This window comes from Posidoniimonas corsicana, assembly GCF_007859765.1.
GTDB classification, from domain to species: domain Bacteria; phylum Planctomycetota; class Planctomycetia; order Pirellulales; family Lacipirellulaceae; genus Posidoniimonas; species Posidoniimonas corsicana.
In genome coordinates this window covers 3,144,490-3,171,477 of sequence record NZ_SIHJ01000001.1, presented here as the reverse complement: position 1 = coordinate 3,171,477, position 26,988 = coordinate 3,144,490, and the positions used below count along the sequence as shown (strand labels likewise).

General features: G+C 67.8%; 21 protein-coding genes. 11 read left to right on the top strand and 10 right to left on the bottom strand.

Annotated features, from left to right (window positions below; all coding sequences use genetic code 11):
• Window positions 1-153 precede the first annotated feature (153 nt).
• Window positions 154-1,257 (top strand): tRNA adenylyltransferase, encoded by a 1,104-nt coding sequence (locus tag KOR34_RS12250; RefSeq protein ID WP_146564866.1) that lies wholly within the window; start codon window positions 154-156, stop codon window positions 1,255-1,257.
• A 10-nt stretch (window positions 1,258-1,267) separates the two neighbouring features.
• On the opposite strand, the gene KOR34_RS12245 is transcribed toward KOR34_RS12250, so the two are convergent.
• The 3 genes from KOR34_RS12245 to KOR34_RS12235 all read right to left on the bottom strand — a co-directional run bounded on the left by KOR34_RS12245 (window position 1,268) and on the right by KOR34_RS12235 (window position 3,848).
• On the bottom strand, window positions 1,268-2,107 hold the full coding sequence (locus tag KOR34_RS12245) for a universal stress protein (RefSeq protein ID WP_146564865.1): 840 nt from the start codon (window positions 2,105-2,107) through the stop codon (window positions 1,268-1,270).
• Window positions 2,108-2,200: 93 nt separating this feature from the next.
• Window positions 2,201-3,013: a class II aldolase/adducin family protein gene (locus KOR34_RS12240; protein ID WP_146564864.1), complete on the bottom strand. Its 813-nt coding sequence runs from the start codon at window positions 3,011-3,013 to the stop codon at window positions 2,201-2,203.
• A 73-nt stretch (window positions 3,014-3,086) separates the two neighbouring features.
• A complete protein-coding gene (locus tag KOR34_RS12235; RefSeq protein WP_146564863.1) occupies window positions 3,087-3,848 on the bottom strand; it encodes a PIG-L family deacetylase in 762 nt (253 codons plus the stop codon).
• 177 nt (window positions 3,849-4,025) lie between these two features.
• Here KOR34_RS12235 and KOR34_RS26660 point away from each other — a divergent pair, with 177 nt between their 5' ends.
• The 4 genes from KOR34_RS26660 to purN all read left to right on the top strand — a co-directional run bounded on the left by KOR34_RS26660 (window position 4,026) and on the right by purN (window position 9,402).
• Window positions 4,026-4,385: a hypothetical protein gene (locus KOR34_RS26660; RefSeq protein ID WP_197531347.1), complete on the top strand. Its 360-nt coding sequence runs from the start codon at window positions 4,026-4,028 to the stop codon at window positions 4,383-4,385.
• A gap of 148 nt (window positions 4,386-4,533) precedes the next feature.
• The gene (locus KOR34_RS12225; protein ID WP_146564862.1) at window positions 4,534-8,118 is read left to right on the top strand and encodes a class I tRNA ligase family protein; all 3,585 of its coding nucleotides are present in this window, start codon (window positions 4,534-4,536) and stop codon (window positions 8,116-8,118) included.
• A 128-nt stretch (window positions 8,119-8,246) separates the two neighbouring features.
• The gene (locus KOR34_RS12220; RefSeq protein ID WP_228714590.1) at window positions 8,247-8,774 is read left to right on the top strand and encodes a GNAT family N-acetyltransferase; all 528 of its coding nucleotides are present in this window, start codon (window positions 8,247-8,249) and stop codon (window positions 8,772-8,774) included.
• Window positions 8,767-9,402, top strand: coding sequence for a phosphoribosylglycinamide formyltransferase (purN, locus tag KOR34_RS12215; protein WP_146564860.1), 636 nt, complete (start codon window positions 8,767-8,769; stop codon window positions 9,400-9,402). Before KOR34_RS12220 ends, purN begins: the two co-directional genes overlap by 8 nt.
• Before the next feature lie 402 nt (window positions 9,403-9,804).
• On the opposite strand, the gene mscL is transcribed toward purN, so the two are convergent.
• Genes mscL through KOR34_RS12200 form a run of 3 tightly spaced genes read right to left on the bottom strand, consistent with a single transcriptional unit; the run spans window position 9,805 to window position 12,228 of the window.
• Window positions 9,805-10,212: a large-conductance mechanosensitive channel protein MscL gene (gene mscL, locus KOR34_RS12210; protein ID WP_146564859.1), complete on the bottom strand. Its 408-nt coding sequence runs from the start codon at window positions 10,210-10,212 to the stop codon at window positions 9,805-9,807.
• 24 nt (window positions 10,213-10,236) lie between these two features.
• Window positions 10,237-11,217, bottom strand: a complete 981-nt coding sequence (locus KOR34_RS12205; protein ID WP_146564858.1) for an RluA family pseudouridine synthase — start codon at window positions 11,215-11,217, stop codon at window positions 10,237-10,239.
• A 24-nt stretch (window positions 11,218-11,241) separates the two neighbouring features.
• The gene (locus KOR34_RS12200) at window positions 11,242-12,228 is read right to left on the bottom strand and encodes a hypothetical protein (RefSeq protein WP_146564857.1); all 987 of its coding nucleotides are present in this window, start codon (window positions 12,226-12,228) and stop codon (window positions 11,242-11,244) included.
• Window positions 12,229-12,327: 99 nt separating this feature from the next.
• On the opposite strand from KOR34_RS12200, the gene KOR34_RS12195 reads away from it, so the two are divergent.
• Window positions 12,328-14,337: an ATP-dependent helicase gene (locus KOR34_RS12195; protein WP_146564856.1), complete on the top strand. Its 2,010-nt coding sequence runs from the start codon at window positions 12,328-12,330 to the stop codon at window positions 14,335-14,337.
• A 2-nt stretch (window positions 14,338-14,339) separates the two neighbouring features.
• Window positions 14,340-14,681, top strand: a complete 342-nt coding sequence (locus tag KOR34_RS12190; protein WP_146564855.1) for a hypothetical protein — start codon at window positions 14,340-14,342, stop codon at window positions 14,679-14,681.
• Window positions 14,682-15,384: 703 nt separating this feature from the next.
• On the opposite strand, the gene KOR34_RS12185 is transcribed toward KOR34_RS12190, so the two are convergent.
• Together KOR34_RS12185 and KOR34_RS12180 are read right to left on the bottom strand one after the other, a co-directional pair.
• A complete protein-coding gene (locus KOR34_RS12185; protein ID WP_146564854.1) occupies window positions 15,385-16,251 on the bottom strand; it encodes a hypothetical protein in 867 nt (288 codons plus the stop codon).
• A gap of 631 nt (window positions 16,252-16,882) precedes the next feature.
• Complete coding sequence (locus tag KOR34_RS12180; RefSeq protein WP_146564853.1) at window positions 16,883-18,055, bottom strand: M20 family metallopeptidase; 1,173 nt, start codon at window positions 18,053-18,055, stop codon at window positions 16,883-16,885.
• An 85-nt stretch (window positions 18,056-18,140) separates the two neighbouring features.
• Here KOR34_RS12180 and KOR34_RS12175 point away from each other — a divergent pair, with 85 nt between their 5' ends.
• Together KOR34_RS12175 and KOR34_RS12170 are read left to right on the top strand one after the other, a co-directional pair.
• The gene (locus KOR34_RS12175; protein ID WP_146564852.1) at window positions 18,141-18,947 is read left to right on the top strand and encodes a fumarylacetoacetate hydrolase family protein; all 807 of its coding nucleotides are present in this window, start codon (window positions 18,141-18,143) and stop codon (window positions 18,945-18,947) included.
• Window positions 18,948-19,175: 228 nt separating this feature from the next.
• Entirely contained in the window at window positions 19,176-20,444 is a 1,269-nt protein-coding gene (locus KOR34_RS12170; RefSeq protein ID WP_146564851.1) for a DUF1963 domain-containing protein, read from the top strand.
• A 259-nt stretch (window positions 20,445-20,703) separates the two neighbouring features.
• Here KOR34_RS12170 and KOR34_RS12165 read toward each other — a convergent pair whose 3' ends face one another.
• Both KOR34_RS12165 and KOR34_RS12160 read right to left on the bottom strand, forming a co-directional pair.
• Window positions 20,704-21,861 carry a metallophosphoesterase gene (locus KOR34_RS12165; protein ID WP_146564850.1) on the bottom strand — a complete coding sequence of 386 codons (1,158 nt, stop codon included), beginning with the start codon at window positions 21,859-21,861 and terminating at the stop codon, window positions 20,704-20,706.
• Between the two features lie 35 nt (window positions 21,862-21,896).
• Window positions 21,897-23,591: a hybrid sensor histidine kinase/response regulator gene (locus KOR34_RS12160; protein WP_228714589.1), complete on the bottom strand. Its 1,695-nt coding sequence runs from the start codon at window positions 23,589-23,591 to the stop codon at window positions 21,897-21,899.
• Between the two features lie 383 nt (window positions 23,592-23,974).
• Here KOR34_RS12160 and typA point away from each other — a divergent pair, with 383 nt between their 5' ends.
• Window positions 23,975-25,843, top strand: coding sequence for a translational GTPase TypA (gene typA / locus KOR34_RS12155; RefSeq protein ID WP_146564849.1), 1,869 nt, complete (start codon window positions 23,975-23,977; stop codon window positions 25,841-25,843).
• Between the two features lie 151 nt (window positions 25,844-25,994).
• Window positions 25,995-26,822: a hypothetical protein gene (locus KOR34_RS12150; protein WP_146564848.1), complete on the top strand. Its 828-nt coding sequence runs from the start codon at window positions 25,995-25,997 to the stop codon at window positions 26,820-26,822.
• The last annotated feature ends 166 nt before the right edge of the window (window positions 26,823-26,988 follow it).

Sequence of the window (26,988 nt, the reverse complement as noted above, 5' to 3'; positions counted from 1 at the left end):
TCCGCCCGCCTGCCGGCCCGCCGCTCGACCGGCCCGCGCGGCCTGCTAAACTCATACAACTGGCCCCGCGGCGCCCGCCGCGGACCCCCGCCGGCTGTCTTACTGCTCTGCTACGCCCCCGCGTCGGTTCTTGGGCTAACGACGCACGCCTGAATGCGTAATTCGAAACTGCGGCGCCAGATCGCCTGGGAAGCCGCGCGGCTGATGTACGACCGGCAGGAGTCGGAGTACTACCGGGCCAAGATGAAGGCCGCCCGCCAACTCTGCCGCGGGTGGGTGAAACCGGCCGACCTGCCCAGCAACGCCGAGATCCGCGACCAGATCCAGTCGTTCGCCCGGATGCTCGAGGGCGAGTCGCGCAGCCAGAACCTGCAGGCGATGCGGCTGGCGGCGCTGCGGATGATGCGGCTGCTGGCGCCGTGGCGGCCGCGGCTGATCGGCAGCGTTTTGACCGGCCATACCCGCGAGGGGTCGGACATCGACCTGCACGTGTTCGCGGACAACGTCGAGTCGGTCGCCCACCTGCTGGAGCAGGAGGGGCTGGCCTACACGGTCGAGAAGAAGCTGGTCCGCAAGCAGGGCGAGGAGCGGGTGTTCACGCACGTGCACGTCCGCAGCGGGTTCGACTTCGAGCTGACGATCTACGCCACGGACAAGGCGCACTACGTGTTCAAGAGCTCGATCACCGGCAAGGCGATCGAGCGGGCCAGCATCAACCAGCTAGAGCAGTTCCTCCACTGCGAGTACCCCGGCCTGGACATCGACGCGGCGCTCGCCGCCGCCGAGCACCAGGTCGACCCCTACCAGCTGTACGAGTCGCTGCTGCTGCCGCTGGAGAACGTCAAGCAGGACCCCCGCTACCACCCGGAGGGCGACGCGCTCTACCACAGCCTGCAGGTGTTCGACCACGCGCGGGACGAGCACGCCTACGACGAGGAGTTCCTGGCGGCCGCGCTGCTGCACGACGTCGGCAAGGCGATCGACCCGTACGACCACGTGGGCGCCGGGCTCGAGGCGCTCGACGGCTTCATCACCGAGCGTACCGCGTGGCTGATCGAGCACCACATGCTGTGCCACAAGCTGGTCGACGGCACGCTGGGCGCCCGGGCGAAGCGGCGGCTCCGCGACAGCGAGCACTACCACGACCTGGTGCTGCTGGGCGAGTGTGACCGCGCCGGGCGGCAGCCGGGCGCCGAGGCGCCTGAGCTGGACGAGGCGATCGACTACCTGCGGGAGCTGGAGTCGATGTTCGGTTGAGTCGCCGCGGCTACTGCCCCAGGAACAACGCCTTCTGCGAGTTCTTGATGATGTGCAGCACGGTTTCGCCGAGGACGCGGCGGAGGATTAGGCCCTTGTGGCTGTTGCCCATCACGATCACGTCGGCTCCCCATTGCTCGGCCTCCTCGAGCAGGCCCTTGTTGGGCGAAGCGTCGATCAGCTCGGTTTCGACGGCGCGGCCGTGCGACTCGCAGAAGCCGGCCGCGTCGGTCAGCAGCTGGCGGTGCTCGTCGTTGTCGCGGCCGAAGGTAACCAGCCGGGTCTCGACGTCGGGCCACAGGTCGAGGTTGAGGAAGTGGCGGAGCGTGCGGGCCGACTCCATGCTGCCCGAGTACGCCACCAGCGCGCGTTTGACCGTGAACGGCTCGCTCGGCACCGCGACGATCGGCCGGACGCCGCCGGTGATCAGCCGGTCGACCAGCTTGACCGCGTCGAGCGAAGCGGCCTCGACGCCGTAGTCGAACGCCGCCCGCAGCCCCATGACCGCCAGGTCGTGGTAGCGGGAGAGCTGGATGAGGAAGTTGCCGGGCTCGTCGTGCTCCTCGCGCAGCACGTTGTGCTTGACGCCGGCCTCGGTGCAGGCCTCCTCGAAGCGGGCGATCACGATCTCCGCCGCCTCGCGGCTGAGCGCCACCCGCTCGTCCCGCAGCTGCTGGGCGATGTCGCCGGCGCCCATCGGCACCGGGCCGATGCGGCGGAGCCGCTCAACGTTGAAGACGGTCACGCCGGTGAGCTCGGCGTTGTGCTTCTTGGCGAGCGCGACGGCCGTTTCGATGGACACCAGCGTATAGTCGGTGCCGCCTAACGCAACAAGGATACGACCCAGCATGACGCGTGCCTCCGGGCGGGTGCAGGAGCCTAGGGGCGGTTCGTCCGCCCCTACTGCTATTATAACGGAGACTCAACGCCGGGCGCAGCTCGTTTACTGCTTGATCAGCTCCGCAACGCGGCGGGCGATCTTGTCGACCAGTTGGTCCTCAATGTCCGCCTGGCTGAACGCCCTGGCGGCGGCGCCCGCCTGGGCCCAGGTGTCGCGGAACAGCGGGTTGGTGGTCAGGTCGGCGTCGGCGAAGTCGTCCCCCATTCTAGGGTCGGTCAACCCGAACCGCTTCTTGAGCTCGATCAGCCCCCGGCAGTCGGCGTCGGTGAGCTGCTGGACGCGGCCGATCTGCTTGGCGAGGATCAGCATCCGGCAGTACGAGTCGAGGATCTCGGTCCACCAGTACGCCTGCTCCAGCGACACGTCGAAGCTGACCGTGCCGTGGTTGGCCAGCACGATGGTGTTGCACTTGTGCACGAACGGCAGGATGGTCTCGGCCAGGCGGTCGTCGCCCGGGGTGGCGTAGTCGGCGATCGGCACCTCGCCGAGGAACACGTCGGCCTCGGGGTGGACGCCCACCGGGATCGGCTCGCGCGCCACCGCGAACGCCGTGGCGTGGGGCGGGTGGCCGTGGACCACGCCGCGGATCTCCGGCCGCTCCTTCATGATCTCCAGGTGCAGCAGCACCTCGCTGGTGCGCTTCCGCTTGCCGTCCAGCTGCTCGCCCCGCATGTTCACGGTGCAGATGTCGTCCGGCGTCATCGTGCCCTTGCAGAAGAACGTGGGCGTGCAGAGCACGGCGTCGTCGTCCACGCGGACCGAGATGTTGCCCTCGTTCGCCGCGACAAACTGCCGGGCGTACATCCGCCGGCCGATCTCGCACATCTCTTCTTTAGTCGCGTTCAGGTCGCTCATGGCAATTGCGTTCTTGTCCGGCCGCACAGCGGGCGGCCACGGTTGGTTAAGTGGGGAGGAAGGGGCGAGCGCATCAGGAAGGGCGTGGTCCGGCGCCGAACACCAGCCCCATCAGGTCGGTCACGCCGAGGGCCCGCGGGCTGCTGAGCACCTCGCCGGCCTCGTAGCCGGCGGCGAACCCGAACCGCTGCGCCATGGCCGTGACCTTGGCGAAGATCTCTTGCTTCTCGGGCGGGAACTGGGTGGCGTAGGCCCGGATGCTGGCCATTTTTTTCTCGAGTGTCGAACCGATGTCGACGACAAAGTAATTGCCGTCGAGCGGCGCCTCGAGCGAGTAGAACGACAGCGGGTAGTACAGCTGTGCGGAAATCCGGTGCGGCGGCAGCCCGTCAAAGCGGTCGTCCCACTTGGTGAGCCGCGAGTAGAACACGCCCGCATCGGTGATCTGCCGGGCCTGCCAGTGGTCTGGCGAGGCGAGCGGCGTGCGGTCGCTGATGCCGATCACCAGGCGGGGCCGGAACCGCCGGAACACCTTGGCCAGCGCGACCCGCGCGTCGAAGTCGTCCATCAGCCGCCGGTTGGGCAGGTCGAGCGTTATGCGTTCGTGCACGCCCAGCCGCCGGGCGGCCTCGGCCGCCTCGGCCAGGCGCGCCTCCGGGCCGGGCGAGGCGGGGGTCGGTTCGCCGTCGGTCAGGTCGACGATGCCGACCCGGTGGCCCTGCTCGACCAGCTTCGCCAGGGCGCCGCCGCAGCCGATCTCGACGTCGTCGGGGTGCGCTCCCACGGCGATCACGTCGAGCGGATCCGGCAGGTCGGGGGTGTCGATTGAGGGCATGCTGGCGGTGCTGGGGGCCGGGATGCTTGGGGCCGGGCAAATTTGCCGTCAGATGGCCCAATCGGCCATAGCCCCAGAGGCGTTCAGAGGGCAAAATAGCGATTCTATCAAACGGCCGGCGGCCCGCCGGCCCTCGGCCCCGCAAAACTGCAACCCAAAATAACAAGGCATCGCGTGATGGTCACCCAGGCGTCCGAATCTTGGAACCCGTTAGAGGCCGCCCCGCTGGGCGGCGTGGCGCCCGAGATGAACCCTACGGCGACCGATGCTGTCCCGATTGGCGATGCGGCCCTCCCCAGCGGGGACCGCTGGCGGACGCCCGCCGCCGCCGAGGTCTGTTCCAGCGACCCGTTCGACGACTTCGAGGACGACGACTTCGACGACGAGTTTGACGACGACTTCGAGGAGGAGTGGGACGACGACCTCGGCGACAGCGAGTACGCCGACGAGTTCCCGCCGGACGAGGAAGACGGGGACGAGGACGACGGCGACGACGACTCCGAGTTCAACGACGACCCGGACTTCGACGACGAGTGAGTCGGGTTCCGGGTCTCGGGATTCGGGGGCCGGAACTATGTTTGTCGCCGCCTAGGCTCTTGCCGCCTTCGCATCGGCCAGTCGCGCCAGAGGGGATTCACCACGACTGGACGGAACCCGAGACCCGGATCCCGGAACCCCAACCTCTATGTTCCAACCCGCCGACGGATCGCCCCGCTTCCCGCAGCTCGAAGAGGACGTCCTCAAGTTCTGGAAGCAGAATGAGATCTACCACAAGTCGCTGGAGCGTCGCGCGGGCGCCGAGCCGTTCGTATTCTACGAGGGGCCTCCCACGGCCAACGGCATGCCCCACCCGGGCCACTGCCTGACCCGCGCGATCAAGGACGTCTTCCCCCGCTACAAGACGATGCGCGGCTACCGCTGCGAGCGCAAGGCGGGCTGGGACACCCACGGCCTGCCGGTCGAGGTGGAGGTCTGCAAGGAGCTCGGCATCCACTCCAAGGAGGAGATCGAGCAGCACGGCGTCGAGCCGTTCATCCAGAAGTGCCAGCAGAGCGTCTGGCGCTATATGCAGGAGTGGGAACGCCTGACCGAGCGGCTCGGCTTCTGGGTCGACCTCGACCAGGCGTACGTCACCTACCACCAGAGCTACGTGGAGAGCGTCTGGTGGAGCCTCAAGCAGCTGTTCGACCGCGACCTGTTGTACCAGGGCCACAAGATCGTGTGGTGGTGGGCGCAGGGCGGCACCGCGCTCTCCAGCGGCGAGGTGGGGCAGGGCTACCGCCAGGTCGCCGACCCGTCGGTGTTCGTCAAGTTCCCGCTGCTGGACGACGGCCAGGTCACCAAGACCAGCCTGCTGGTCTGGACCACCACGCCGTGGACGCTGCCCAGCAACCAGTTCGCCGCGGTGCACCCCGAGATCGAGTACGCCACCGTCGAGGACAGCGAGACCGGCGAGGGACTGATCCTCGCCAGCGACCTCGTCGAGCCGATCTCCGCGAAGCTCAAGCGAGAGCTTAAGGTCGTCGAGACCTGCCAGGGCACCGACCTCATCGGCCGGCGGTACCTTCCGCCGTTCGAATGCTACTACACGCTTGCCGGCGCCCAGCACCGGCAGAAGCTGCGCGAGCAGGCGGGCGACGCCGCCGGCGATGTCCCGTTCAAGCTCGGCGGCGCCCAACGCGGAAACCTCGCGTCGGGCGGCGAGGAGTACCTCGCCTGGCGGGTCGTGTCGGCCGACTTCGTCACCACCGACAGCGGGTCGGGCGTGGTGCACCAGGCGCCGGCGTTTGGCGAGGTCGACTACGAGGTGCTGGTGTCTGAGCAGGCGCGCTTCGAGGCGGGCCAGGGCCCCACGCTGATCAACTGCGTCGGCCCCGACGGCAAGTTCACCGACGAGGCGCCCGAGTTCGTCCGCGGCCGCTGGGTCAAGGACTGCGACAAGGACATCACCCGCGACCTCAAGGAACGCGGCCTGCTGTTCCACCAGGAACAGTACCTGCACGACTACCCGTTCTGCTGGCGGGCGGAGGAAGACCCGCTCATCCAGTACCCCCGCGAGAGCTGGTTTATCAAGACCACCGCGTTCAAGGACGCGATGCTCGATAACAACCAGCGGGTCAACTGGCTGCCCGAGCACATCAAGGGCGGCCGCATGGGCAAGTTCCTGGAGTCGAACGTCGACTGGGCGCTCAGCCGCGAACGCTATTGGGGCACGCCGCTGCCGGTCTGGCAGTGCGAGCAGACCGGCAAGCAGGAGGCCATCGGCGGCTACGACGAGCTGCTGGCCAAGCCCGGCGTCGCGGGGACCGAGGCCTGGGAAGAAGCCAAGGCCGCCAACCCCGCCCTGCCCGAGGACCTCAAGGTCCACAAGCCGTACATCGACGAGGTCACGTACGACAGCCCGTACGCCAACGGCGCGCGCATGCGACGCGTCACCGAGGTGATCGACTGCTGGTACGACAGCGGCGCCATGCCCTTCGCCCAGTGGGGGTATCGGGGCGAGACACTTCCTCCTCCTCCGGGGGAGGGCCGGGGTGGGGGTGAGTCGAGTTCCGATTTCGCCCAAGACCATCCCGGTACCCAGGGCGCCCCCACCTCACCCCTCCCCCAAGGGGGGAGGGAGTCAGCGGCGGCTCGCTTCGCGAGCCAGTTCCCGGCCGACTTCATCAGCGAAGCCATCGACCAGACCCGCGGTTGGTTCTACAGCCAGCTCGCGATCTCAACCATGCTGTGGGGCGGCGATGAGCCGACCGCCAACGGCCGACAGCCGACCGCCTACCCGCACCCGTTCAAGAACTGCATCGTGCTCGGCCTGATGTTGGGCGAGGACGGGCAGAAGATGTCCAAGAGCAAGCGGAACTACCGCGAGCCGAACGAGATCTTCGACAAGTACGGCGCCGACGCGCTGCGCTGGTACCTGTTCGCCAACCAGCCGCCGTGGACGTCGATCCGCTACAGCGAGCAGGCGATCAAGGACAGCATCCCCGAGTTCCTGCTGCGGCTATGGAACTGCTACAGCTTCTTCGTGATCTACGCCAACATCGACGGGTTTGATCCGAAGGCGGAGTGCGGAGCGGTGAAGGGGGAGGATGTCCAGCTGCACCCCGCCGACCTGGCCAGCGCCGACAGCTACCGCCCGCTGGCCGACCGCGCGGATCTGGACCGCTGGGTCATCAGCGAGCTACACCGCACCGCGGCGCTGGTCACCGAGCGGATGGACGCGTACGACAACTACGGCGCCTGCGAGGCGGTCACCACCTTCGTCGACGGGCTCTCCAACTGGTGGGTCCGCCGCAGCCGCGACCGCTTCTGGGCCAAGGACAAACGCTCGCCCGAGAAGCTCGACGCGTACTGGACGCTGTACGAGTGCCTGGTCACGACCAGCAAGCTGATCGCGCCGTTCACGCCGTTCCTCGCCGAGACCTTCTGGCAGAACCTGGCCGGCGTGTTCGACGGGTCGCTCCAGAGCGTGCACCTGTGCGACTACCCGGAGGCGGACCCGTCGGTCGTCGACCTGGACCTCTCCGAGCGGATGGACCAGGTGCGGCTGATCAGCTCGCTCGGCCGCCGCGCCCGCGAGGGCGCCGGCCTGAAGGTGCGGCAGCCGCTCTCCCGCGTGGAGGTGATCCTGGCCGACAACACGCACCAGGCGTGGCTCGAGCAGCACGCGTCGGTCATCCAGGACGAGCTGAATGTCAAGGCGGTGGAGTACAGCGACTCGCCGGAGAAGTACGTCGACCACGAGGTGCTGCCCAACTTCAAGCTGCTGGGCAAGAAGCTCGGCAAGCTGATGCCGAAGGTCAAGTTCGCGCTCAATCAGGCCAGCGGCAGCGAGCTGCTGGCCAACCTGCGCGACAACGGCAAGATCAACCTGGAGGTCGACGGCCAACAGGTCGAGCTCTCGCCCGAGGAGGTCGAGGTCCGCATCACCGCCAAGGAGGGCTGGGCCGCCGCCAACGACCGTGGCGTGGTGGTGGTGCTGGCGACCGAGCTGACCGACGAGCTGATCGCCGAGGGCCTGGCCCAGGACCTCAAGCGGGCCATCCAGGACCGCCGCAAGGAGATTGGCTGCGAGTTCACCGACCGGATCGAGATCGGCGTCGAGAGCGACGCCGAGCCGGTGCGGCAAGCGGTCGATCAGCACCAAGACTACCTGGCCGGCGAGACCCTATCCGACAAAGTCGCGTTCAAAGAGCTGAGCGGCGTCGAGCCAATCGAGCTCGCGTTGGGCGATCACGCAGCCAAGCTGTACGTGAAACGCTTGCCGTAGTGAGTTCTACCACGAAGGACACGAAGAGCACGAAGCAGCGTGTGGTCAATGAAAGGAAGCTTTGTGCCCTTGGTGGTTCAATTCATTAAGACTCAGCGCTCGCTTCTCAGTCTTCACCCCATTCCACGATGCGGACGCTCAAAGGTGCTGTGATGATCCGCGACGCAACGCCGGCCGATTACGCGTCGCTCGCCGAGGTGTACAACCACTACATCGTCGAGACCGTGGTTACGTTCGAGGTCACGCCGATCTCGCCCGATGAGATGGGCCGGCGGGTCGAGGGCGTGGCGGCCGGGCACCCGTGGATCGTGCTGCAGACCGACCACGGGGTCCAGGGTTACGCGTACGCCCGCCCGTGGCACGAGCGGGCCGCGTACCGGCACACGCTCGAGACCAGCGTCTATCTTGCCCCCGACGCCCGGGGCCAGGGCCACGGCACGCGGCTGTACGGCGAGCTGTTCCGGCGGCTGGCGCCGATCGCGCCGCACGTGCTGATCGCCGGCGTCACGCTCCCCAACGAGGCGAGCGTCGCGTTGCACGAGAAGCTCGGCTACGTAAAATCCGCCCACTTCCGCGAGGTGGGCCGCAAGTTCGACCGGTGGCTGGACGTCGGCTACTGGCAGAAGACCCTATCCAACGCGACCGAGCATGCCTGATTCGACCAAGCCCCGCATCGCCGTTCTGATCTCCGGCTCCGGCCGGACGCTGAAGAACTTTATCGACCTCGCGCGGGAGGGCTCGCTGCCGGTGGAGGTTGCGCTGGTGATCTCCAGCAACGCCGCCGCGGGCGGTCTGAAGTTTGCCGAAGAGGCCGGCGTCCCCACCGAGGTGGTCGAGCGGCGGGGCTTCGCCTCGCACGAAGCCTACGGCGAGGCGGTGTTCAACCCCTGCCGCGCGGCCGGGGCAGAGCTGGTCGTGATGGCCGGCTTCCTGAAGCTGGCCCCGGTGCCGGACGACTACATGGGCCGGGTGGTCAACATCCACCCGTCGCTGATCCCGTCGTTCTGCGGGCACGGTATGTACGGCGACCGCGTGCATCAGGCGGTGCTGGACTACGGCGCCAAGGTGACCGGCGTCACGGTGCACTTTGTCGACAACGAGTACGACAACGGCCCCATCATCTGGCAGCAGCCCGTGCCCGTGTTCGACGACGACGACGCCCACACCCTGGCCGCCCGCGTGTTCGAAGCCGAGAAGGAGGCCTACCCGCACGTGCTGAAGCTGATCGCTAATCGCCGCGTCCAGGTCGAGGGGCGGAAGGTCACCATCGGCGGAAGACGGTGAAGTGAACCTAGAGCCCCTGGACCATTCGCTGCACGATGCCTGTGTCGAGCGGGTCTCGTTCGGACCGCGTCAGGAGATTCACTTGTTCCTCGACCTGGGCTCGGCGCGGATGTCGGATCCGAGGCTGCCGGATCAGGCCATTCTCCGATTTGGCGCCGTCACGAATCTCTCTGAGGTCCGGCCGACACTCGACTTGGGGCCAGACCCGATCTGTCGTATCGATCAAGTCTTGTACACCGCCGTCACAAGAGACAAGTCGTACGAGAGTAGTGGTTGTGGAATGTCGGAAGCTCAGGCTGAGCTTGTGGGATGGCGTGTAGGGCAGTCTCCAACTGCGCGTCCACAGCGATACCATGTTCGAAGAGCGCGCCCACAACGCCGTCCGGCTCAGTGGTCAGCCGGCTATTCCTTCACCAGCGCGTCACGGATCTCCCGCAGCAGCTTGATATCCTCGGGGGGCGGCGCGGGGTCGGGTTCTGAGTCGTCGGCGAACTGCTCCTCGACCTTGTTGACCGCCTTGATCACCAGGAACAGCGCGAAGGCGATGATCAGGAAGTTGATCGACGCCTGCAGCAACGCGCCGTAGCCAATCTCGGGCTGGTCGGCGGCGTCGAGGCCCGGCACCGGCAGCTTGACCGACCGCTCGCCGTAGTTGATCCCGCCCGTGATGGCGCCGATCACCGGCATGATGATCTTGTCGACCAGCGCCGTGACGATGTCCTTGAACGCGGCGCCGATTACGATGCCGACCGCCAGGTCGATCACGTTGCCCCGCAGGGCGAACTTCTTGAACTCGCTCACCAAACCCATGCCGGTCCTCCTTGTGCGGGGAGACTAGCCGCGCTTGAGGCAGTCGAGCGCGGCCTGCATATCTTGGGGGATCGCCGCCCGGAAAGTAAGCCTGTGGTCGCTGGTTGGCTGGAAAATGCTCAAATCCGCGGCGTGCAGCGCCTGGCGGGCGAGCACCACGCCGCCGCCCGCGGCGCCCGATTCGAGCTCGCCCGCGGTGACCTGGCTGCGGCCGCCGTACAGCTTGTCGCACAGCACCGGGCAGTGGAGGTGGGCCAGGTGCAGGCGGATCTGGTGGGTGCGGCCGGTCTTGGGCAGGCACTCGACCAGGGCGAAGCCGCCAAGCCGTTCGAGCACGTTGAACCGGGTCAGCGCCTCGCGGCTGGAGGGGTGATCGGCGCGGATCGCCTTCTTCTCGCGGCTGTGGGGGTGGTCGCCGATCGGCCGGTCCACCACGTCCTCGTCCCGGTCCGGCACGCCCTGGGTGATTGCCAGGTAGCGTTTCTCGGTGGTCCGGTCGTGGAATTGGGCGGCCAGGTGCTCGTGGGCGCGGTTGTGCTTGGCGACCACGATCACACCGGAGGTGTCCCGGTCGAGCCGGTGCACGATACCGGGCCGGGCCGCGCCGCCGATGTCGCTGAGCTGCCCGAAGTGGAACGCCAGCGCGCTGGCCAGCGTGCCCTCCCAGTGCCCCTTAGCCGGGTGCACCACCATGCCGGCCGGCTTGTTGACGGCGATGAGGTCGTCGTCCTCGTGCAGGATGTCGAGGTCGATCGCCTGCGGGGCCGGGCCCTCGTGGGGCAGCTCGAACGCGTCGACGTGCACGGACTGGCCGTGCTCCACGCGGAAAGAGGGCTTGCGCCGCTGCCCGTCGACGGTGACCGCGCCGGAGTCGATCGCCTTGCGGAGCAGGCTGCGGCTGAGGCCCGGCAGCTGGGCGGCCAGGTACGCGTCCAGCCGAGCGCCGTGCGCCGCCTCGTCGACGATCAGGTCGGTTGGCAGTTCCGGCGGCGGGGGAGCGGGCATAGAGCGGGACTCGCCGCGCGGGGGCTACTCGTCGGAGGGCTTTTCGCCGGCGGGCTCGTCTTCGGTCGCTTCGTCGGCGGAGGGCTGCTCGCCGGCGTCGGCCGATTCGGTGTCGGCGTTGGCGGGCTCTTCCGCGGCGGGCTCGGCCGGCTCCGTCGATTCGGCGGGGGCGTCGGCCTCGGCTTCAACGTCGGCGGGCATCTCTTCGATCTCGGCGTCGATCTCGGCGCCCTCGCTGGTCATCTCGCCTTCCTCGCCGGCCTCGTCCTGGTAGCTCTCGAGCAGGTCCTCGAGTGTGACGTCGGCCTCGGGCTCGGCGTCGGCGGCCCCCATGTCGAAGTCGTCCGGGGCGAAGTCGGGCTGCTGGCCGGGGATGCCGGGGCCGCGGGGCATGCTAAACGCGGGCGCCTTGGCGGTGGCGAGCCACTGCAGGTCTTCCTTCGCGTCCTCGCTGGCGAGCGCCTCGGCGCGGTCGGCGGCCATCTCGGCGAAGGCGCCCTTGGTTTCCTTGTAGGCCTCGACCGCCTTTTCCCAGTCGCCGTCGAGCTCGTAGCTGCGGGCCAGGCCGAACTGGGCGCGGTTGCGGATGGCGGGCTGGACGCCCTTGGCGAGCAGCAGACGCTCGAACTCCTGCCGCGCGGCGTCGGTGGCCTCGAGGGCCTTGTCGCGGTCGGTGAGCACGGTCTCGGACGCCTCGTACAGCTTGCCCTCGGCCCACGTGACGCTGGCGTAGTCGGCTGGCGCGCCGGACCCCTCGAGGTCGGCCGCGGCGGTCTCCAGGGCGTTCATGTTGGGCACGCCCTCAAGCGTGGTGGTGGTGTAGAGCGACCACTCCGCGGCCTGGTTCGCCTTATTGGACTTCTGGTAGAAGCCCCACGCGGTGAACAGGGCGATCACGCCCACCACGCCGATCACGATCAGCGAGGCGAACGGCTTTACCTGCTCGATAAAGTCTTCCAGCCAGTGGGCCAGCTCGTTCTCGGCCAGTTCGTGACGGTGTTGGGAGTCCATAGGGCGATTTAATGTTTGCGGTTGGCAATCTATCATGGCGGCCTCGCTGCCGCCCGAAGCACTCTATGGTACGGGCAAACCCCGATTTCCCCAATCCCTATGCCCTCCGGCCTGAATCCCGCCCAGCACGACGCCGTGATGACCCTCCGCGGCCCCCTGCTGGTGCTGGCGGGCGCCGGCACCGGGAAAACCCGCGTGGTGACCTTCCGGATCGCCCAGCTGATCAAGAGCGGCGTGCCCGCCGACCGCATCCTGGCCGTGACCTTCACCCGCAAGGCGGCCGGCGAGATGCAGGAGCGGGCGGCCGAGCTGCTCAACGGCGGCAAGCGGAAACGCCGCAAGCGGGGGGCCCCCAAGCCGGAAATCTCCACGTTCCACTCGCTCTGTGTGCGGGTGCTGCGGCGGCACGCCACGCGGCTGGGCTACCCGGAGAAGTTCACCATCGCCGACCGCGGCGACCAGGAGAGCCACGCCCGCACCGCGCTGCGGGAGATCCGCGCCCCGAACGACGCGCTCAAGCCGGGCGACCTGCTGGCGATCATCAGCCAGTGGAAGATGCGGTCGATCACGCCGTCCCAGGCGGGCGGCGTCGCGGAGACCGACCGCGAGCACCTGGCGGCGGTCGCCTACCGGCGGTACCAGAACCACCTGAAGAACAGCGGCTCGGTCGACTTCGACGACCTGCTGTACCTGACCGAGGAGTTGTTCCGCAAGTTCCCCAGCGTCCGCCGCGAGGAGGCCGGGCGGTTCGACCACGTGATGGTCGACGAGTACCAGGACACCAACCACAGCCAGTACGAGATTGTCCGCGGCCTGGCGATGGGCCACCGCAACCTGTGCGTGGTGGGCGACGACGACCAGTCCATCTACTCGTGGCGCGGCGCCGAGGTGACGCATATCCTGCAGTTCAAGCAGGACTGGCCCGACGCCAAGGAGGTGCGGCTGGAGAGCAACTACCGCAGCCGCAAGCCGATCATCGACTACGCCAACACGCTGATCGTGCACAACGCGCACCGGCACGACAAGGTGCTCCGCCCCGCCAAGGGCGGCGGCGAGCCCCCCCGCATCATGCAGTACAAGGACGAGGCCACCGAGGCCAAGGAGGTGGTGTGGGACATCGGCCGCAAGGTCGAGACCACCAAGCTCCGCTACCGCGACGTGGCCATCCTGTTCCGCACCAACGAGCAGCCCCGCGCGTTCGAGGCCGAGCTCCGCTCGCAGAACATCCCCTACGTGCTGATCGGCGGCATGAGCTTCTACGACCGCCGCGAGATCCGCGACGTGCTGGCGTACCTCAAGCTCACCGCCAACCCGGACGACGAGCCCTCGCTGCTGCGGATCCTCAACACGCCCCCCCGCGGCATCGGCGACGGAGCCCGCAAGAAGATGATGGAGCAGGCGGTCTCGCGGGGCGTGCCGCTGTGGCGCGTGGTCACCGACGCGGCCAACGTGCCCGGCCTGACCGCCGCGGCCAAGCAGGGCTGCGCGTCGCTGGTCCGCATGGTCGAGGGCTGGAAGGCGGACCAGGGGCCGGTCACGCGGCTGATCGACCGCGTCATCGACGAGGCCCGCTACCGCCAGGAGCTGGACCGCCTGTACCCCGACCCCAACGAACGCGACGCCCGCGTCGCGGCGCTGGGCGAGGTGGTCAACGCCGCCTCGCAGTTCGACGACAAGGAGCGCGACCCCGACGACAAGCAGACGCCGCTGGAGGGCTTCCTCGAAGAGATCGCCCTGGGCGGCCCGGCCGACGGCAACGACAAGGAGTCGCAGCTCGACCAGAACGCGGTCGGCCTGCTGACGCTGCACGCGGCCAAGGGGCTGGAGTTCCCGCACGTGTACCTGGTCGGCATGGAGGAGGGTATCCTGCCGCACCGCCGCTCGATCGAGGCCGACGACGGCTCGATCGACGAGGAACGCCGGCTGGCCTACGTGGGGGTGACCCGCGCCCAGGACCGCCTCACGCTCTCGCTGGCGCTCACCCGCCGCAAGTGGGGCAAGCCTCGCGACAGCATGCCCAGCCGGTTCCTGTACGAGATGACCGGGCAGGCGGAGCGGGCGCCGCACCGCCACCCACGCAACCAGCACGCCAACGGACGGAAGAGGTAGCCATGGACCTAGCCAAAGCAGCGGCCGGCGCGATCGGCGGCGCAGTTGTCGGCGCGGTGGTGTTCGTCCTGCTCGCGCGGATAGGCCTGCACGCCGGCATGCTGATGGGCGCCGGCGCGGGTTGGGGCGTGCAGCTGGCGGTGCGCGACCGGAACCTGGCGACCGGCGTGATCGCGTTGATCGCGGGTCTCGTGTCCTCGGTCCTGGCGGAGTGGCACTGCTTCCCCTTCTTGGCCGACGGCAGCCTGCCATACTTTTTGGCCCACCTGCACGAGGTCAACTTCATCCACCTGCTGCTGCTCGCGGGCGGCGTGGTGGTGGGGTTCTTCTGGGCGAAAGGCTGACGCTCGTCGCGCCGGAGAAGCCCGCTCTTCCGCCGCCAGTGGCTCTCGAGTTCTGGGCACGTCCCTCATTTCACACTGGCAGAGCCGGTGTTGTTCGGCTTACGTGGGGCCGTCGGACGGTGAAGCCGGCGCATGTTGTAGACTCTCGCCTTCAGCGTGTGGGACTACCGATATTGCCCTGTGCCATCCCATTCGTGCTCTGGATCTGGGTAAAAGAACGAACTCGGAGGGGGGTTTTGCCGGTTCGACGTTAGTCTGTCCCGCACACATACAAACCAACCGCCTGGGACCTTTGTCCGCGAGACTATAAGGTCTCGGTTCGAGGACAACCTGGACCACCTTAAGTCGGGTTGATTGCTCTCGTCTCCGTTGCCTCCTTGCTGGGCTGTAGTGTTGCCAACGACAGCGAACGCAAATACGCAGACGACTACGGCCATGAGCCCTATCGTAACGTGTCGTGTGGAAGCTCTAGCCATTCGAACCTCGGATGATCTGGGGCACTACAGGACGTTGCGAACGTGTACATGCTCGGCGCGCCTGAGTCTAATCGATCTGTGCTCAAGCACCAACAATTGGGGAGCCGGGCGCCATGCTCACACCCGGTAGCGGGTGAGCATACTGCTGGTTGAATTGCCGTTAGGCATGCCTACCCACTGTCGCGGGGGTAGGCATGGCGCCCGGCTGAAACACGTCTCGCCGGTGGCTACCAGTTGGCGCCGACGAGGAACCCGGTCGTGTCGAGGCCGAGTTTCAGGCTGCCCTCGACGCGCCACACCTGGGTCTCTCCCTTGAACTGGAACAGGAAGTCGCCACGCGACCACTCGCGTCGGTACTCGAACCCGAGGTACGCCATGCCGGTGGTCATCGTCGTGCCGACATCGTCGTAGCCGTCGATGCCCACGTAGTCCGCCTCGCCCACCAGGTAGGCCAGTCGGCCGCCGCCGATGACGCTCCACTCGCTGCAAGGGGTCGCGTAGTACAGCTGGCGGCCTTCGGCGAACAGAGAAGGCCCGGCGCCGGACCAGCGGTCCTCTCTACCATCGCCGTAGTCGAAGCCGAACGCGGCGATTCGCGAGCCAGCGCCCAGCAAGAGGTCGAAGTCGTCAAGCCGCAGCCGCCGGTAGAGGTCGATGTTCAGGCTGAAGGCGTCGGGGTCCAGGCCGAATCGGCTGGCGTCCGCAGCGAGCGTGGCGACCGACTCGGCGCCGGCGAAGTAGAGGTCGCCCCGCATGCCCAGCCCGCGGGGGTTCTCGTAGCCCAAGAACGGGCGGAACGACGCGCCGACCTCGTCGTCCGTGAGCGCGAAGATGCCGTTGGCGTGCACGAACCGGGTGATGCCGAACTCCACGCCTCCGTACCACGGGTCGTGCCCGATGGCGCCCGGCATCGCGACCGCGGAGGCGGGCTGCACGCTGGGGTCGGTGAGCGCCGCGGGAGCAGCCGGCGGCTCGGGCGCTGCGTGGCCCGCATCGAGGGGGAGGGCGTCGTAGGCTTGTACCGCCGCGAGGCGTTGGCCGGCGACGAGCACCACCACTGCTAGCATCAGGCGAGTGAGGATACGGAGCGTCATCACGGTTGTCCTGGGTTGCGGTTCTCCCGCGACGAGATAGCAAGTTAGCGGCCGTGACGCCACGCCAAAGCGCCGGGCGCCACTGCCAGCTCGTCTGGCAGTGTGAAGCGGGTACCTGGATCGCACTGCTGGACAAGCCAGCAGTGGCGCCCAGCGGCCATCATGCACAGAAGTAGAACGCCAACACTCCTACAAGCCAGCTTTGCGGAGGCTGCACGCCTCATCCAAGCCGCCAATCAACGCCAGGCCTTCGCCAGTTCGTTGTAGAAACCGGCCACCCGGCGTGGTCCAATCGTTAGTGACTAGCGTGCACTTTCCCGGGACGGGCGGCCTTGGCTGCGGCCGCCCTGGGGTGTCTGCTGCGCGGTTGGGTCGTTCGGCCTGCGGCCTTGGAGGAGCACGCGTCGCGTGGGTGGGGGTCCGATAGTGTCCCCTCATGTGGCCCAAATCGGACAAAACCCTGGGCCCCATCCCGCCGGGCTAACGGCAGACGCTGCAATAGAAGGGGGAAACGCGAACTGGGGGCGAGGTGTGCTGGGGGTTTTGTCCGCTTCGCTCGTGTTTTTGGACAAAACGATTCGGACAACGGGGCAGAACCGGGGGCTAGCGCCCTGCGGCTGATTGGGAGGGGCTAAGCCTGGGGCAGGCTTTCCATCAGGGCGCGGTAGCCTTGCACGCCTAGCTGGAGTTGCTCGAGGGAGATCCACTCGTCCTTGGTGTGGGCCTGGGCGATGTCGCCGGGTCCGAGCACCACGCACTTCAGGCCGGCGCCGCCGTAGTGGTTGGCGTTGGTGGTGTAGGGGGCGCCGTGCACGGTGGACGCGATGCCGGCGGCGTTGAGCACCGACGCGACGTGCTCGCTGAGCGGGCCGTTGAGCTCGGGGCCCATAGGCGGGGCGGTCTCGACATCGTCGAAGGAGTACTCCAGCCGGTTGTCGCGGGCGGCGAGCGCGTCGAGCGCGGCGCGGATGCCGGCCAGCGCCAGCTCGCCGTCCTGCCCGGGGGTCAGGCGGTGGTCGATGGTCACCTCGCAGCGGGGCGGCACCACGTTGTGCTCCGACCCGCCGCGGATCACGTTGATGCTGCAGGTGGAGCGGCCGGTGAGCGGGTGCGTGGCGTCGAGGCCGGCGATGTACTGGTCCTCGATCGCGGTGACCGCGCGGGCCATGGTGCTGATCGCGTTGAGGCCCTGCTCCGGCGAGCTGGAGTGCGCGGCGCGGCCGTGGGTGGCCAGCCGGATGCGGACGTAGCCGTTGGCGGCCCGCACCACGTTCATCTGCGTGGGCTCGCCGACCACCACGGCCGCGGGCGACCAGCCGAGCTTCGCGAGGTCGCGTTCCAGGAAGGCGCGGGCGCCGACCTGGCGGGCCTCCTCGCCGACGGTGAACAGCAGGGCCAGGTTGGCGGGCGCCGTGCCGGCGGCGGCCGCCTCGCGGAGCGCCCACAGCATGGCGGCGCCGGTGCCCTTGGTGTCGCACGCGCCGCGGCCGTACAGGCGGCCGCCTTCGATGTGGGCGCCGAGCGGGTCGATAGTCATCCCCTCGATGCCGACCGTGTCGAGGTGGCTGTCGAACAGCCACCACGGCGCATCGGGCTGGCGGGGGCCGGTGACCAGCACGTTGGGCGCGCCGCCGGGCACGTGCAGCTCGGTAACCGCCAGGCCCCAGCCGCTGGCCAGCCCCGCGACGTATGCGCCCAGCGGCTGCTCGGCGTCGGGGCGGCCGGAGGTGCGGGGGGTCACGGAGTCGAAGCGCACCATCGCCTGCAGCAGTTCCAGGCAGCTGGTTGGTGGGGCGGGGGGCATAGCGGCGGGGCAGTGTACGGGGCGGGGCCCTGGCGGTAAGCTCTCGGGCGGACACGAAGGCGTATTCTAGCAGAAGGCAGCCCGGATGAAGATCACGCGTTTTGAGGACCCGCTCGGCCTGGTTCACTATGGCTGCCTGCAGCCGGACGGCGGCATCACGCTGCTGGACGGCGACCCGCTGCACTCGCCGATCGACACCGGCAAGCCGGCGCAGGTCGCCAAGCTGCTGGCGCCGATCGAGCCGGTCGACATCCTCTGCATCGGGCTCAACTACGCCAAGCACGCCGAGGAAGGGGGCAAGCCCTGCCCGGAGCACCCCGTGCTTTTCATGAAGACCACCTCCGCCGTGCAGAACCCGGGCGACCCGGTGGTGCTGCCCCGCGCCCTGCGGAGCGACAAGGTGGACTACGAGTGCGAGCTGGTGGTGGTGATCGGCGGCGACTGCAAGAACGCCACCGAGGAGGACGCGCTGAGCTACGTGGCGGGCTACACCTGCGGCAACGACATCAGCGCCCGCGACTGGCAGTCGCAGTGGGGCGGGGGCCAGTTCTGCCGCGGCAAGACGTTCGACACCTTCGCGCCGCTGGGCCCCTGCCTGGTCACGCCCGACGAGCTGCCCGAGCCCAACAACCTGGCCATCAAGACCACGCTCAACGGCCAGGTGATGCAGGACTGGACCACCGCCGACATGATCTTCAGCGTGAGGAAGCTGATCGCGTTCCTCAGCGGCAGCACCACGCTGCGGGCGGGAACGGCGCTGTTCACCGGCACGCCGCACGGCGTGGGCTTCGCCCGCCAGCCGCCGGTCTGGCTGCAGCCGGGCGACACGGTCACGGTCGAGATCGAGGGGATTGGGGAGCTGACGAACCCTGTGGTGGAAGAAGAGGTTTGAGAAGTTAGGAACTTAATGCGGGTGCCAGGGGCGCTCCGCGACAGCGGAAGCCCCCGAGAGGTACTCGCCGCGTATTGCTGGCCGTCGGGGGCTTCCCTAGCGGGAGCGCCCCCGGCACCCGGCGGGTAGGAAGGCGCCCGGCTAGCAAAATATGCCAAGCCGCTGCACCCGCTCGAAACGGATAAGTGGGAAGCAAAACCTTCGCTTGCAAATGGGTGGAAGCTCGCCATGGTCGATAAAGTTGTTTGCAAGGCATCCGGTTGTTCCAACCTGATTCAGGAAACTACCGCGGCCCGTACTGGTGGGCGCTGTATGCCTTGTGTCCAGGCGGCGGCCAAAAAGGAGCGTGACGAGTACATCCGCAAGAACCGTCGAGACTTCAACGAGTTTGAAGGTGTCACCGATGTTGTTGAGGCTCTTAAGGTTATTCACAAGCCACGCAAGTACGACCCGCTCATCAACTGGATTCCCCATCCGACGCCAACCGATGAGCTATATCTCGGTCTAAGTGAGTCTGAGCAGAGTCGGCTGACTGAATACGCGAAGGGCCTCGTTGGAACTGAACGCAACCAAGAGGCGGAAGAAATATGCCTTTGCTTGTCAGCTTTCACCAGCACACCACTAGATGCGTGTTTGAGACGGCTCGTTTCGTACGGTCGGATTCTGCCAAGTCTTGCGTTCCGTAACGCCCCCGTTGATGTACGTGATGAGTTAGTTGAGAGAGTTGAATGCGATGCATGTAGCCGCGGCCCCGCGCTTCTAGCGCTGGCATGGATTGGTGATTCGACGGTAGTGGAGCATTTTCGCAAGTGGCGAAGCGAGAAACCCGCTTGGGGTGATTCGCTGTTCATTCCTCCGGAAGACTACTCGCGTGAGGCAGGTTGGGAGCTAACGCCTGAAGGCAATAGGCGTGATCTTGTCTTTCCTCAATGCCATGCTCTTGAAAGTGGAGCATCAAACACAGCGGAGCCGTTCCGGGCTATCAGCGAGCGCGGCGACCATTGTCCTTGGTGCTCGTCTAAACTTACGAATCTCTTCCAAGTAGAGTTGGCGGCGTTTGGTCTCCCCCACACCGACGCTTGCCGAGACCAAGTTGAGGTTCTCACCTGCGAAGTCTGTACGGCATTTGGAACCGTCTTCAGCAGCATTGACCGCAATGGCAGCACAGTTTGGTCGCCAAGAAACGTGCGGCCAGAATACCTGCCCGATGATTCAGACGCGTGGGGTAGACTGCCTCAAGGCAGTTTGCGTGTTGGCAAAGGTCGCTCAGCATTGCATTCAGCAGACCAATTCCTTCCGACAAGGTTCTCCCAGATTGGTGGGTACCCCACTTGGGTTCAGGATTCAGCATACCCGAAGTGCTTGGAATGCAGCCAAACGATGATGTTTCTTGCGCAGGTTGACCGCCAGGACATCGAGCAATATTCCGAAGGAATGTTCTTCGCTTTTGTTTGCCTTGATTGCTTGGCAACAGCTACCGTTTACCAGCAAACTTAGAGTAGGAATCGTTGAGGATGTCCCATCAACCGGCGGGTGGAACGCCGCTTGTCAGAAGCGACACCGACGTTCACCCGGCTGATGTTTGTTGGCTGGCGAGCTTTGCCGCGGGCGAAAGTCGCTGCCACCCGCGTAGGCCGTTTATGCGATGAGCGCGGGCGCCGGGGGCGCTCCGCGACAGCGGAAGCCCCCGAGAGGTACTCGCCGTGTCTTGCTGGCCATCGGGGGCTTCCCTAGCGGGAGCGCCCCCGGCACCCGGCTAAGAACTAGGCTGCTCGAGCGTGATCAGCGTGAGCTCGGGTGGGCAGAAGTAGCGGAACGGCGCCAGTGAGCCGGTGCCGCGTGTGACGTGCATGATGGTGTCGCCGCGGCGGAACGTGCCGCACGCGTACCGCGTGCCGTGCAGGCTGGGGGTGAGCACCGGGCCGAGCGGCGGGAACTGGACCTGCCCGCCGTGGTTGTGCCCGGCGAGCATCAGGTCGGCGCCGCGCTCGACGGCCCAGCCGAACTGGTCGGGGTTGTGGGCGACCACCAGCCGCAGGTCGGGGTCGGCGTTGGCGCCTGGGTCGGTGAATTCGGCGGGCGGCCCGAACCAGGGGAGCTCGTTGCCGGCGATCTGGATCACGTGGTTGTTGTGCTCGACTTGCGCCGCCTGGCGGCTCACGTCGACCGCGCCCACGGCGTCCAGCGCGCGGCGTACCGCGGCGTGGTCACACTTTTTGTCGTGGTTGCCCAGCACGTAGTGCACGCCCAGCGGCGCCGTCAGGCGGCCGTAGGTGTCGGCGACCCACGGGGTGCAGTGGTCCTTCTCGACGAGGTCGCCCGCCAGGATGACCAGGTCGGGGCGCCAGGCGTTGGCCTGCTCGATGATCTTCTGGTAGAGCTCGATGCCGAACCTGCCCGACATGTGCAGGTCGGCCAGGAGGGCGATCTTCAGCCCGGCCAGCTCGCCCGGGAGCCGCGGCAGGCCGAGCGTGAGCCGCTCGACCGAGAGCGTGAGCACCTGGTTACCCGGCAGGCGGCAGAACGCGCGGGGCACGGGGTTGGCGATCCCGAGGCCGAGCTCGGGACGGAAGTCGATCCGCTCGGCGGTGACCGACTTGGATACCGTCCGCCGCTCGGGGTGCAGGCGGAGCCAGACCTGGTGCACGATCGACAGCACCGTGAGCGGCGCCATCACCCACGCGTAGGCCGCTAGCGCGGTCGACTGCCGCACGGCGGGCCAGCCGCCGGCCGCCCACAGCCACGCCGCCCACAGCGGCACGCCGGCCAGCGCCACGGCGCTGATCATCGTCAGCGCGTCCACCACGCGGTGGTTCCAGCCGCAGGCGTGCGTGCGGTTCACGAAGCCGACCCAGAACACCACGTGGCCGACGAGGGCCAGCAGGACGAACACGAGCAGCGGAATCGGGGGCATAAACCGGGGCGGGGGAGGGCGGGGCCGATCGGCGATCAGCTGATGGGCTCGCCGGACAGCACCCGCTCAACGGTCTGCAGCAGCTGGTCAAGCCGGAAGGGCTTGTAGAGCACTTCCTTCAGCCCGGCCTTGCGGGCGTTGACGATCGAGTGGCCCGGGTCGTAGCCGAAGCCGGTCATCAGGATCATGGTCCCGACGTCAATGTGCTCCTGCAGCTTGGTGAGCAGCTCGAAGCCGCTCATGTCGGGCAGGCGGATGTCGGCCAGGATGGCGTCGTACTCGTGCCCGGCGCCGAGGTTGCGGACCATGTAGAGCGCCTCGTTGCCGTCGTGCGCGGTCTCGACCACGCACAGGTAGCGTTCGAGCAGGTCGTGCGCGGCGCTCCGCACGGCCTCGTCCTCGTCGACCACCAGCACCCGCTTGCCGCTGAGCACCGGGTGGGGCTCGGTGCGCGAGCCGGCGGCGCGGGCCTCGATGGGCGCGAGCGACTGGCCCACCTTCTGGATCACCTGCTTGATGTCGCGGGCGTTGCGGAGGATGCGGTGCAGCCGCTCGGCCACGGCCGGCTCGTGCCCGATGTACCGCTCCATCACGTTCACGGCGTCGTTGAGGATCTCATCGACCGGGATAGCCACGGCGCTGTGGATGGCCTCGACGCTGGCGGCGGCGGTGGTGGCCTTCTCGGCCGCCAGCAGCTCTAGCGTGTTGAGCGCCACAGCCAGGTCGCGTGCGAAGATCTCGAGGAACTGGCGGTCGCTCTCGGAGAACGCGGCGGTTTCCGGGCTCTCCACGTTGAACGTGCCGATCACCTGCTCGTGCAGCATCAGCGGCACGGTCAGCGAGCTGCGGGCGTCCTGGGCGCCCTCGATGTACAGCGGGTCCTCGCGGATGTCCTCGCAGAGGTAGCTCTTGCCGGTGGCGGCGACGAAGCCGGTCACGCCGTTGGCGTTGGTGTCGGCGCGCAGCTCGCGGGCCTCGGCCTCCGGCTTCATGCCGACCGCCAGCAGGGGCTGCAGCCGGCCGGTCTCTTGGTTGAGCATGCGGATCTCAACCACGTCGAAGTTCAGCACCGCCTGGGTGCAGTGCAGGATGTTTTGCTTGAGCAGGTCGATCCGCTCGTCGACGTCCATCTCCGCGACCTCGTCGGTCGTCAGGTCCGCCAGCTCGACGCCCGCCTGGTGGATGGCGGCGATCTTCTGCTGCTGGAGCATCTCGTCGGAGATGTCGCGGATGGTGACCACCAGGTGCTCGGTGCGGCCGGTCGCGGGGTCGATGACCGGCGCCGCGTGCACCCGGAAGTAGACGTTGTCGTCGCGTTGCAGCGTCGACGCGCTCGCCTTGCCCGAGGCGAACGCGGTGTGGAAGGGGCAGAAGTCGGGGCCCAGGATCTCCGGGTTGCCCAGCAGCGAGTAGAAGTTCTGGCCGAGCACGGTCTCCTGACCGGTCCACTCGCGGAGCTTGCCGTTGCCCCAGATCACCACGTTCTTGGCGTTCAGCAGCACGACCCCGTCGGGCATGCCCTGCAGGATCCGCTCGTTCTGTAGCAGCCGCCCCGGGTCGAGGGCCCGGGCAAACTGCTGGGTGTCCGCGTAGACGGCCGTGAAGCCCCCGGTGGCCAGCTGGGCTAGCGCGCGGACCGGGGTCGAGACGTTCACAATCTCCAGGCCCGGCGACGATAGCGCCTCGCGGAGGTCGGCGGCGGAGCGTTCGGTAGCCCCCAAGCAGAGCACGCGGGGGTGGGAGGGCTGAGGACTGTCTGACCCGTTGGGATCCGTCACCGCCGCGACCTGTGGGAGGGGGGAAGGGCCTGTGGGCAGCGGCGCCGCAACAGCGGAACTGGCGCCGCGTGGTCTGAGGGGTACAATCTCGACGGACCGTGCGATCCGCCCCGCGTCTGAATTATAGGGGTCCCTGCTAGGGCTCACAAGAAGAACGGCCCACGCAGGCCATCCTTCTTCCCTAAGATTCATCGGCCCCGCCGCCGACACGATCCACCCGGGGGGCAACAGCGGCCTGGAATTTCTCCCCCCGCCGGCCGCTGCGAACGCCCCCAACCCTACAGAGCGTCCCCGCCGCTAGACCACCCCCACCCGATCCCCAGAAGCCCTCCCGAATGGACTCCCAGCCCGCCTCGTTGCGGAACGTCGCGATTATCGCCCACGTTGACCACGGCAAGACCTCGCTCGTCGACAAGCTGCTCTACCAATCCGGCCGCTACCGCCAGGAGCAGCTGGACAAGCTGGCCGGCGGCCAGCACGGGCTGGTGTTCGACTCCAACGACCTGGAGCGCGAACGCGGCATCACCATCTTCAGCAAGAACTGCGCAGTCGAGTACCAGGACCTCAAGGGCGACCGGTACCGGTTCAACCTCATCGACACCCCGGGCCACGCCGACTTCGGCGGCGAGGTCGAGCGGGTGCTCACCATGGCCGACGGGGTGCTGCTGGTGGTGGACGCGTTCGAGGGGCCGATGCCGCAGACGCGGTTCGTGCTGCAGAAGGCGCTCGGCCTGGGGCTCCGTCCGATCGTGGTGGTCAACAAGGTGGACCGCCCGGACTCCCGCCCGGACGAGGTCGTGAGCGAGGTGTTCGACCTGCTGGTCGACCTGGGCGCCGACGACGACGCGCTGGACTTCGCCACGGTGTACGCGTCGGCGCGGCAGGGCTGGGCGTCGCTCGACCTGGACGACCGGACCGGCGACATGCGGCCGCTGCTCGAGACCATCGTCCACCGCGTCCCCCCGCCGGAGGTCGACCAGGAGGGGCCGGCTCAGATGCTGGTCACCACGATCGACTTCTCCGAGTTCGTTGGCCGGATCGGGATCGGCCGGGTGAGCCGCGGCACGCTCGGCAACCGGCAGAAGGTGAGCGTTGTCGAGCGGGACGGCGAGGTGACCAGGCAGCAGATCGGGCAGTTGTTTACGTTCGACGGCCTCGACCGCAAGGAGACCCAGGCCGTTGGGGCGGGCGACCTGTGCGCCGTGGTCGGACTGGACCCGGTCAACATCGGCGACACCGTCTGCGACCTCGACAACCCCGAGGCGCTGCCCGGCGTTGAGATCGACGTGCCCACCCTGCACATGACCTTCCGTGTGAACGACGGCCCGCTCTCGGGCCGCGAGGGCAAGTACCTCACCAGCCGCCAGCTCAAGGAACGCCTGGAGAAGGAGCTGCGGTCGAACGTCGCACTGCGGGTCGAGACCGGCGACACGATGGAGCAATTCCGGGTGTCGGGCCGCGGCCTGATGCACCTGGGCATCCTGATCGAGAACCTGCGTCGCGAGGGGTTCGAGCTCTGCGTCGGCAAGCCGCAGGTGGTGCTCAAAGAGGAAGACGGCGAGCGGCTCGAACCCATCGAGCAGCTCGTGATCGACGTGCCCGACGACCACTCCAACGCGGTCATGGCGCTGCTGGGCGACCGCCGCGCCCAGATGCTGAAGATGGGCCGCAAGTCGGGCGCGTCCGGTTTCACCCACATGGAGTTCTCCATCCCCGCCCGGTCGCTGATCGGGCTGCGGAGCCGCGTGCTCACCGCGACCGCGGGCAACGCGATCATGCACCACACGGTCATCGGGTTCGAGCCGTCGCGTGGCGAGCTGCCGGACCGCGCCAACGGCGTGCTGATCGCCAGCGAGGCGGGGCCCGTCACCGCTTACTCGCTGGACGCGTTGTACGACCGCGGCGTGTTCTTCGTCGAGCCGGGCGACGTGGTCTACGAGGGCCAGGTGGTCGGCGAGAACTGCAAGGCGGGCGATCTGGTCGTCAACGTGGTGCGGGGCAAGAAGCTGACCAACGTCCGAGCCGCCGGCAAGGACGACAACTCGCAGGTCCGCCCGGCCCGCCGGATGTCGCTCGAGGAGTGCCTGGAGTACATCGACGAGGACGAGCTGGTCGAGGTGACCCCGTCCAGCGTGCGGCTCCGCAAGATGATGCTGAAGGAGTCCGACCGGCGGCGCGAGTCGCGACGCCTGGCGCAGGTGTAGCGGCCGGGGCGGGGTCGATCCCGCGTGACCCGCACGACCGGAAATCTGGCGCCGCGGGTTGCGGTCTCGCGTCGTGCGCGAGCTAGACTCCCGATAGAGCCCACCGAGGTTTGAGGGTTTTTAGGCACCGGGCTCGCTAGGGGACACCAATATGTTCGGGCAAGCTAGCCGCACCGGGCGCCGTCAGCGGCGGACCGGTGGCGCCGCGTTTCAACTCATCGCCTTTGTGCTAGTCGCCGGCCTCGGCGCCTGGCTGGGCGCCCGCTACGTCGGCGTGGACGTCGAGCACATCGCGTACACCGCGCTCGACGAGACCAAGCTCATCGAGCACATCCCCGAGGACTGGCGGCCCGACGCGCCCCAGGCCGAGGAGGCGGAAGGCGAGGCCGGCTTCGTCGCCGAGCAGCGCGCCGCTGAGCTCCAGTCCGAACTGGAGGTGCTGCGGTCCGAGGTTTCCGTGATCCAGCAAGGCGTGAACGGCCCGGCGGCGGACGACCAGCAGCCGGCCATCGAGGGCGAGGATGGCGCCCCCTCGGTCCGCGAGGCGACCCTGGCGTACTGGACGCGGCTGCGGCAGATCGCCACCGAGGTGACCGAGCTGCACGACGGCGTGGAGCCCGGTCTCGAGGCCGCCACGGCCTCGGCCGTGTTCAGCATCCGCCAACGGGCCTTCGACTACGGCGCCAGGGCGATCGAAGCGGTGGACGACAGCGAGGTGGATCAGCAGGCCGTTGATGCAGGTCACCGCATCGCCAAGTGGTACCGATCGGGCGGCGAACTGTACCGTCAGGCCTCGGAAGTCTGGGAGGGCCGGGTGGCCGGCGGCGCCGGCGGCGCCGGCGAGGAGGCCCAGCGGTCGCTGGAGAGCGCACGCACCCAGCACGCCCGCGAGGCCGAGCTCGTCCGCGAGCTGACCGGTCGCACCGAGGAGATCCTGATGCGGCGATACGCCGTTCAGTTCCCCGTGCTGAGCATCTAGCCCGGCACGCGCGGGGGGAGCGGTTGCGCTGGTTGTCCGGAGGCCAGCGGTCGTGATGGAAAAGGGGCCGCGGCAGGCCTGATGGCCGCTGGCGGGGGTGCGGAGTTCGTTGCCTAGGCCAACTGCGGCGACTAGGATGAGGGGAATCGGATAAACCGTATCCGCC

What these genes read in the sequence shown, in the direction of transcription:
- typA (WP_146564849.1), top strand. Translation starts at nt 23,975, where the DNA reads ATGGACTCCCAGCCCGCCTCGTTGCGGAACGTCGCGATTATCGCCCAC.
- KOR34_RS12170 (WP_146564851.1), top strand. Translation starts at nt 19,176, where the DNA reads ATGGTCGATAAAGTTGTTTGCAAGGCATCCGGTTGTTCCAACCTGATT.
- mscL (WP_146564859.1), bottom strand. Translation starts at nt 10,212, where the DNA reads ATGGGTTTGGTGAGCGAGTTCAAGAAGTTCGCCCTGCGGGGCAACGTG.
- KOR34_RS12175 (WP_146564852.1), top strand. Translation starts at nt 18,141, where the DNA reads ATGAAGATCACGCGTTTTGAGGACCCGCTCGGCCTGGTTCACTATGGC.
- KOR34_RS12195 (WP_146564856.1), top strand. Translation starts at nt 12,328, where the DNA reads ATGCCCTCCGGCCTGAATCCCGCCCAGCACGACGCCGTGATGACCCTC.
- KOR34_RS12165 (WP_146564850.1), bottom strand. Translation starts at nt 21,861, where the DNA reads ATGCCCCCGATTCCGCTGCTCGTGTTCGTCCTGCTGGCCCTCGTCGGC.
- KOR34_RS12220 (WP_228714590.1), top strand. Translation starts at nt 8,247, where the DNA reads ATGCGGACGCTCAAAGGTGCTGTGATGATCCGCGACGCAACGCCGGCC.
- KOR34_RS12250 (WP_146564866.1), top strand. Translation starts at nt 154, where the DNA reads ATGCGTAATTCGAAACTGCGGCGCCAGATCGCCTGGGAAGCCGCGCGG.
- KOR34_RS12190 (WP_146564855.1), top strand. Translation starts at nt 14,340, where the DNA reads ATGGACCTAGCCAAAGCAGCGGCCGGCGCGATCGGCGGCGCAGTTGTC.
- KOR34_RS12180 (WP_146564853.1), bottom strand. Translation starts at nt 18,055, where the DNA reads ATGCCCCCCGCCCCACCAACCAGCTGCCTGGAACTGCTGCAGGCGATG.
- KOR34_RS12185 (WP_146564854.1), bottom strand. Translation starts at nt 16,251, where the DNA reads ATGACGCTCCGTATCCTCACTCGCCTGATGCTAGCAGTGGTGGTGCTC.
- KOR34_RS12200 (WP_146564857.1), bottom strand. Translation starts at nt 12,228, where the DNA reads ATGGACTCCCAACACCGTCACGAACTGGCCGAGAACGAGCTGGCCCAC.
- KOR34_RS12240 (WP_146564864.1), bottom strand. Translation starts at nt 3,013, where the DNA reads ATGAGCGACCTGAACGCGACTAAAGAAGAGATGTGCGAGATCGGCCGG.
- KOR34_RS26660 (WP_197531347.1), top strand. Translation starts at nt 4,026, where the DNA reads ATGGTCACCCAGGCGTCCGAATCTTGGAACCCGTTAGAGGCCGCCCCG.
- KOR34_RS12245 (WP_146564865.1), bottom strand. Translation starts at nt 2,107, where the DNA reads ATGCTGGGTCGTATCCTTGTTGCGTTAGGCGGCACCGACTATACGCTG.
- KOR34_RS12150 (WP_146564848.1), top strand. Translation starts at nt 25,995, where the DNA reads ATGTTCGGGCAAGCTAGCCGCACCGGGCGCCGTCAGCGGCGGACCGGT.
- KOR34_RS12205 (WP_146564858.1), bottom strand. Translation starts at nt 11,217, where the DNA reads ATGCCCGCTCCCCCGCCGCCGGAACTGCCAACCGACCTGATCGTCGAC.
- KOR34_RS12225 (WP_146564862.1), top strand. Translation starts at nt 4,534, where the DNA reads ATGTTCCAACCCGCCGACGGATCGCCCCGCTTCCCGCAGCTCGAAGAG.
- purN (WP_146564860.1), top strand. Translation starts at nt 8,767, where the DNA reads ATGCCTGATTCGACCAAGCCCCGCATCGCCGTTCTGATCTCCGGCTCC.
- KOR34_RS12235 (WP_146564863.1), bottom strand. Translation starts at nt 3,848, where the DNA reads ATGCCCTCAATCGACACCCCCGACCTGCCGGATCCGCTCGACGTGATC.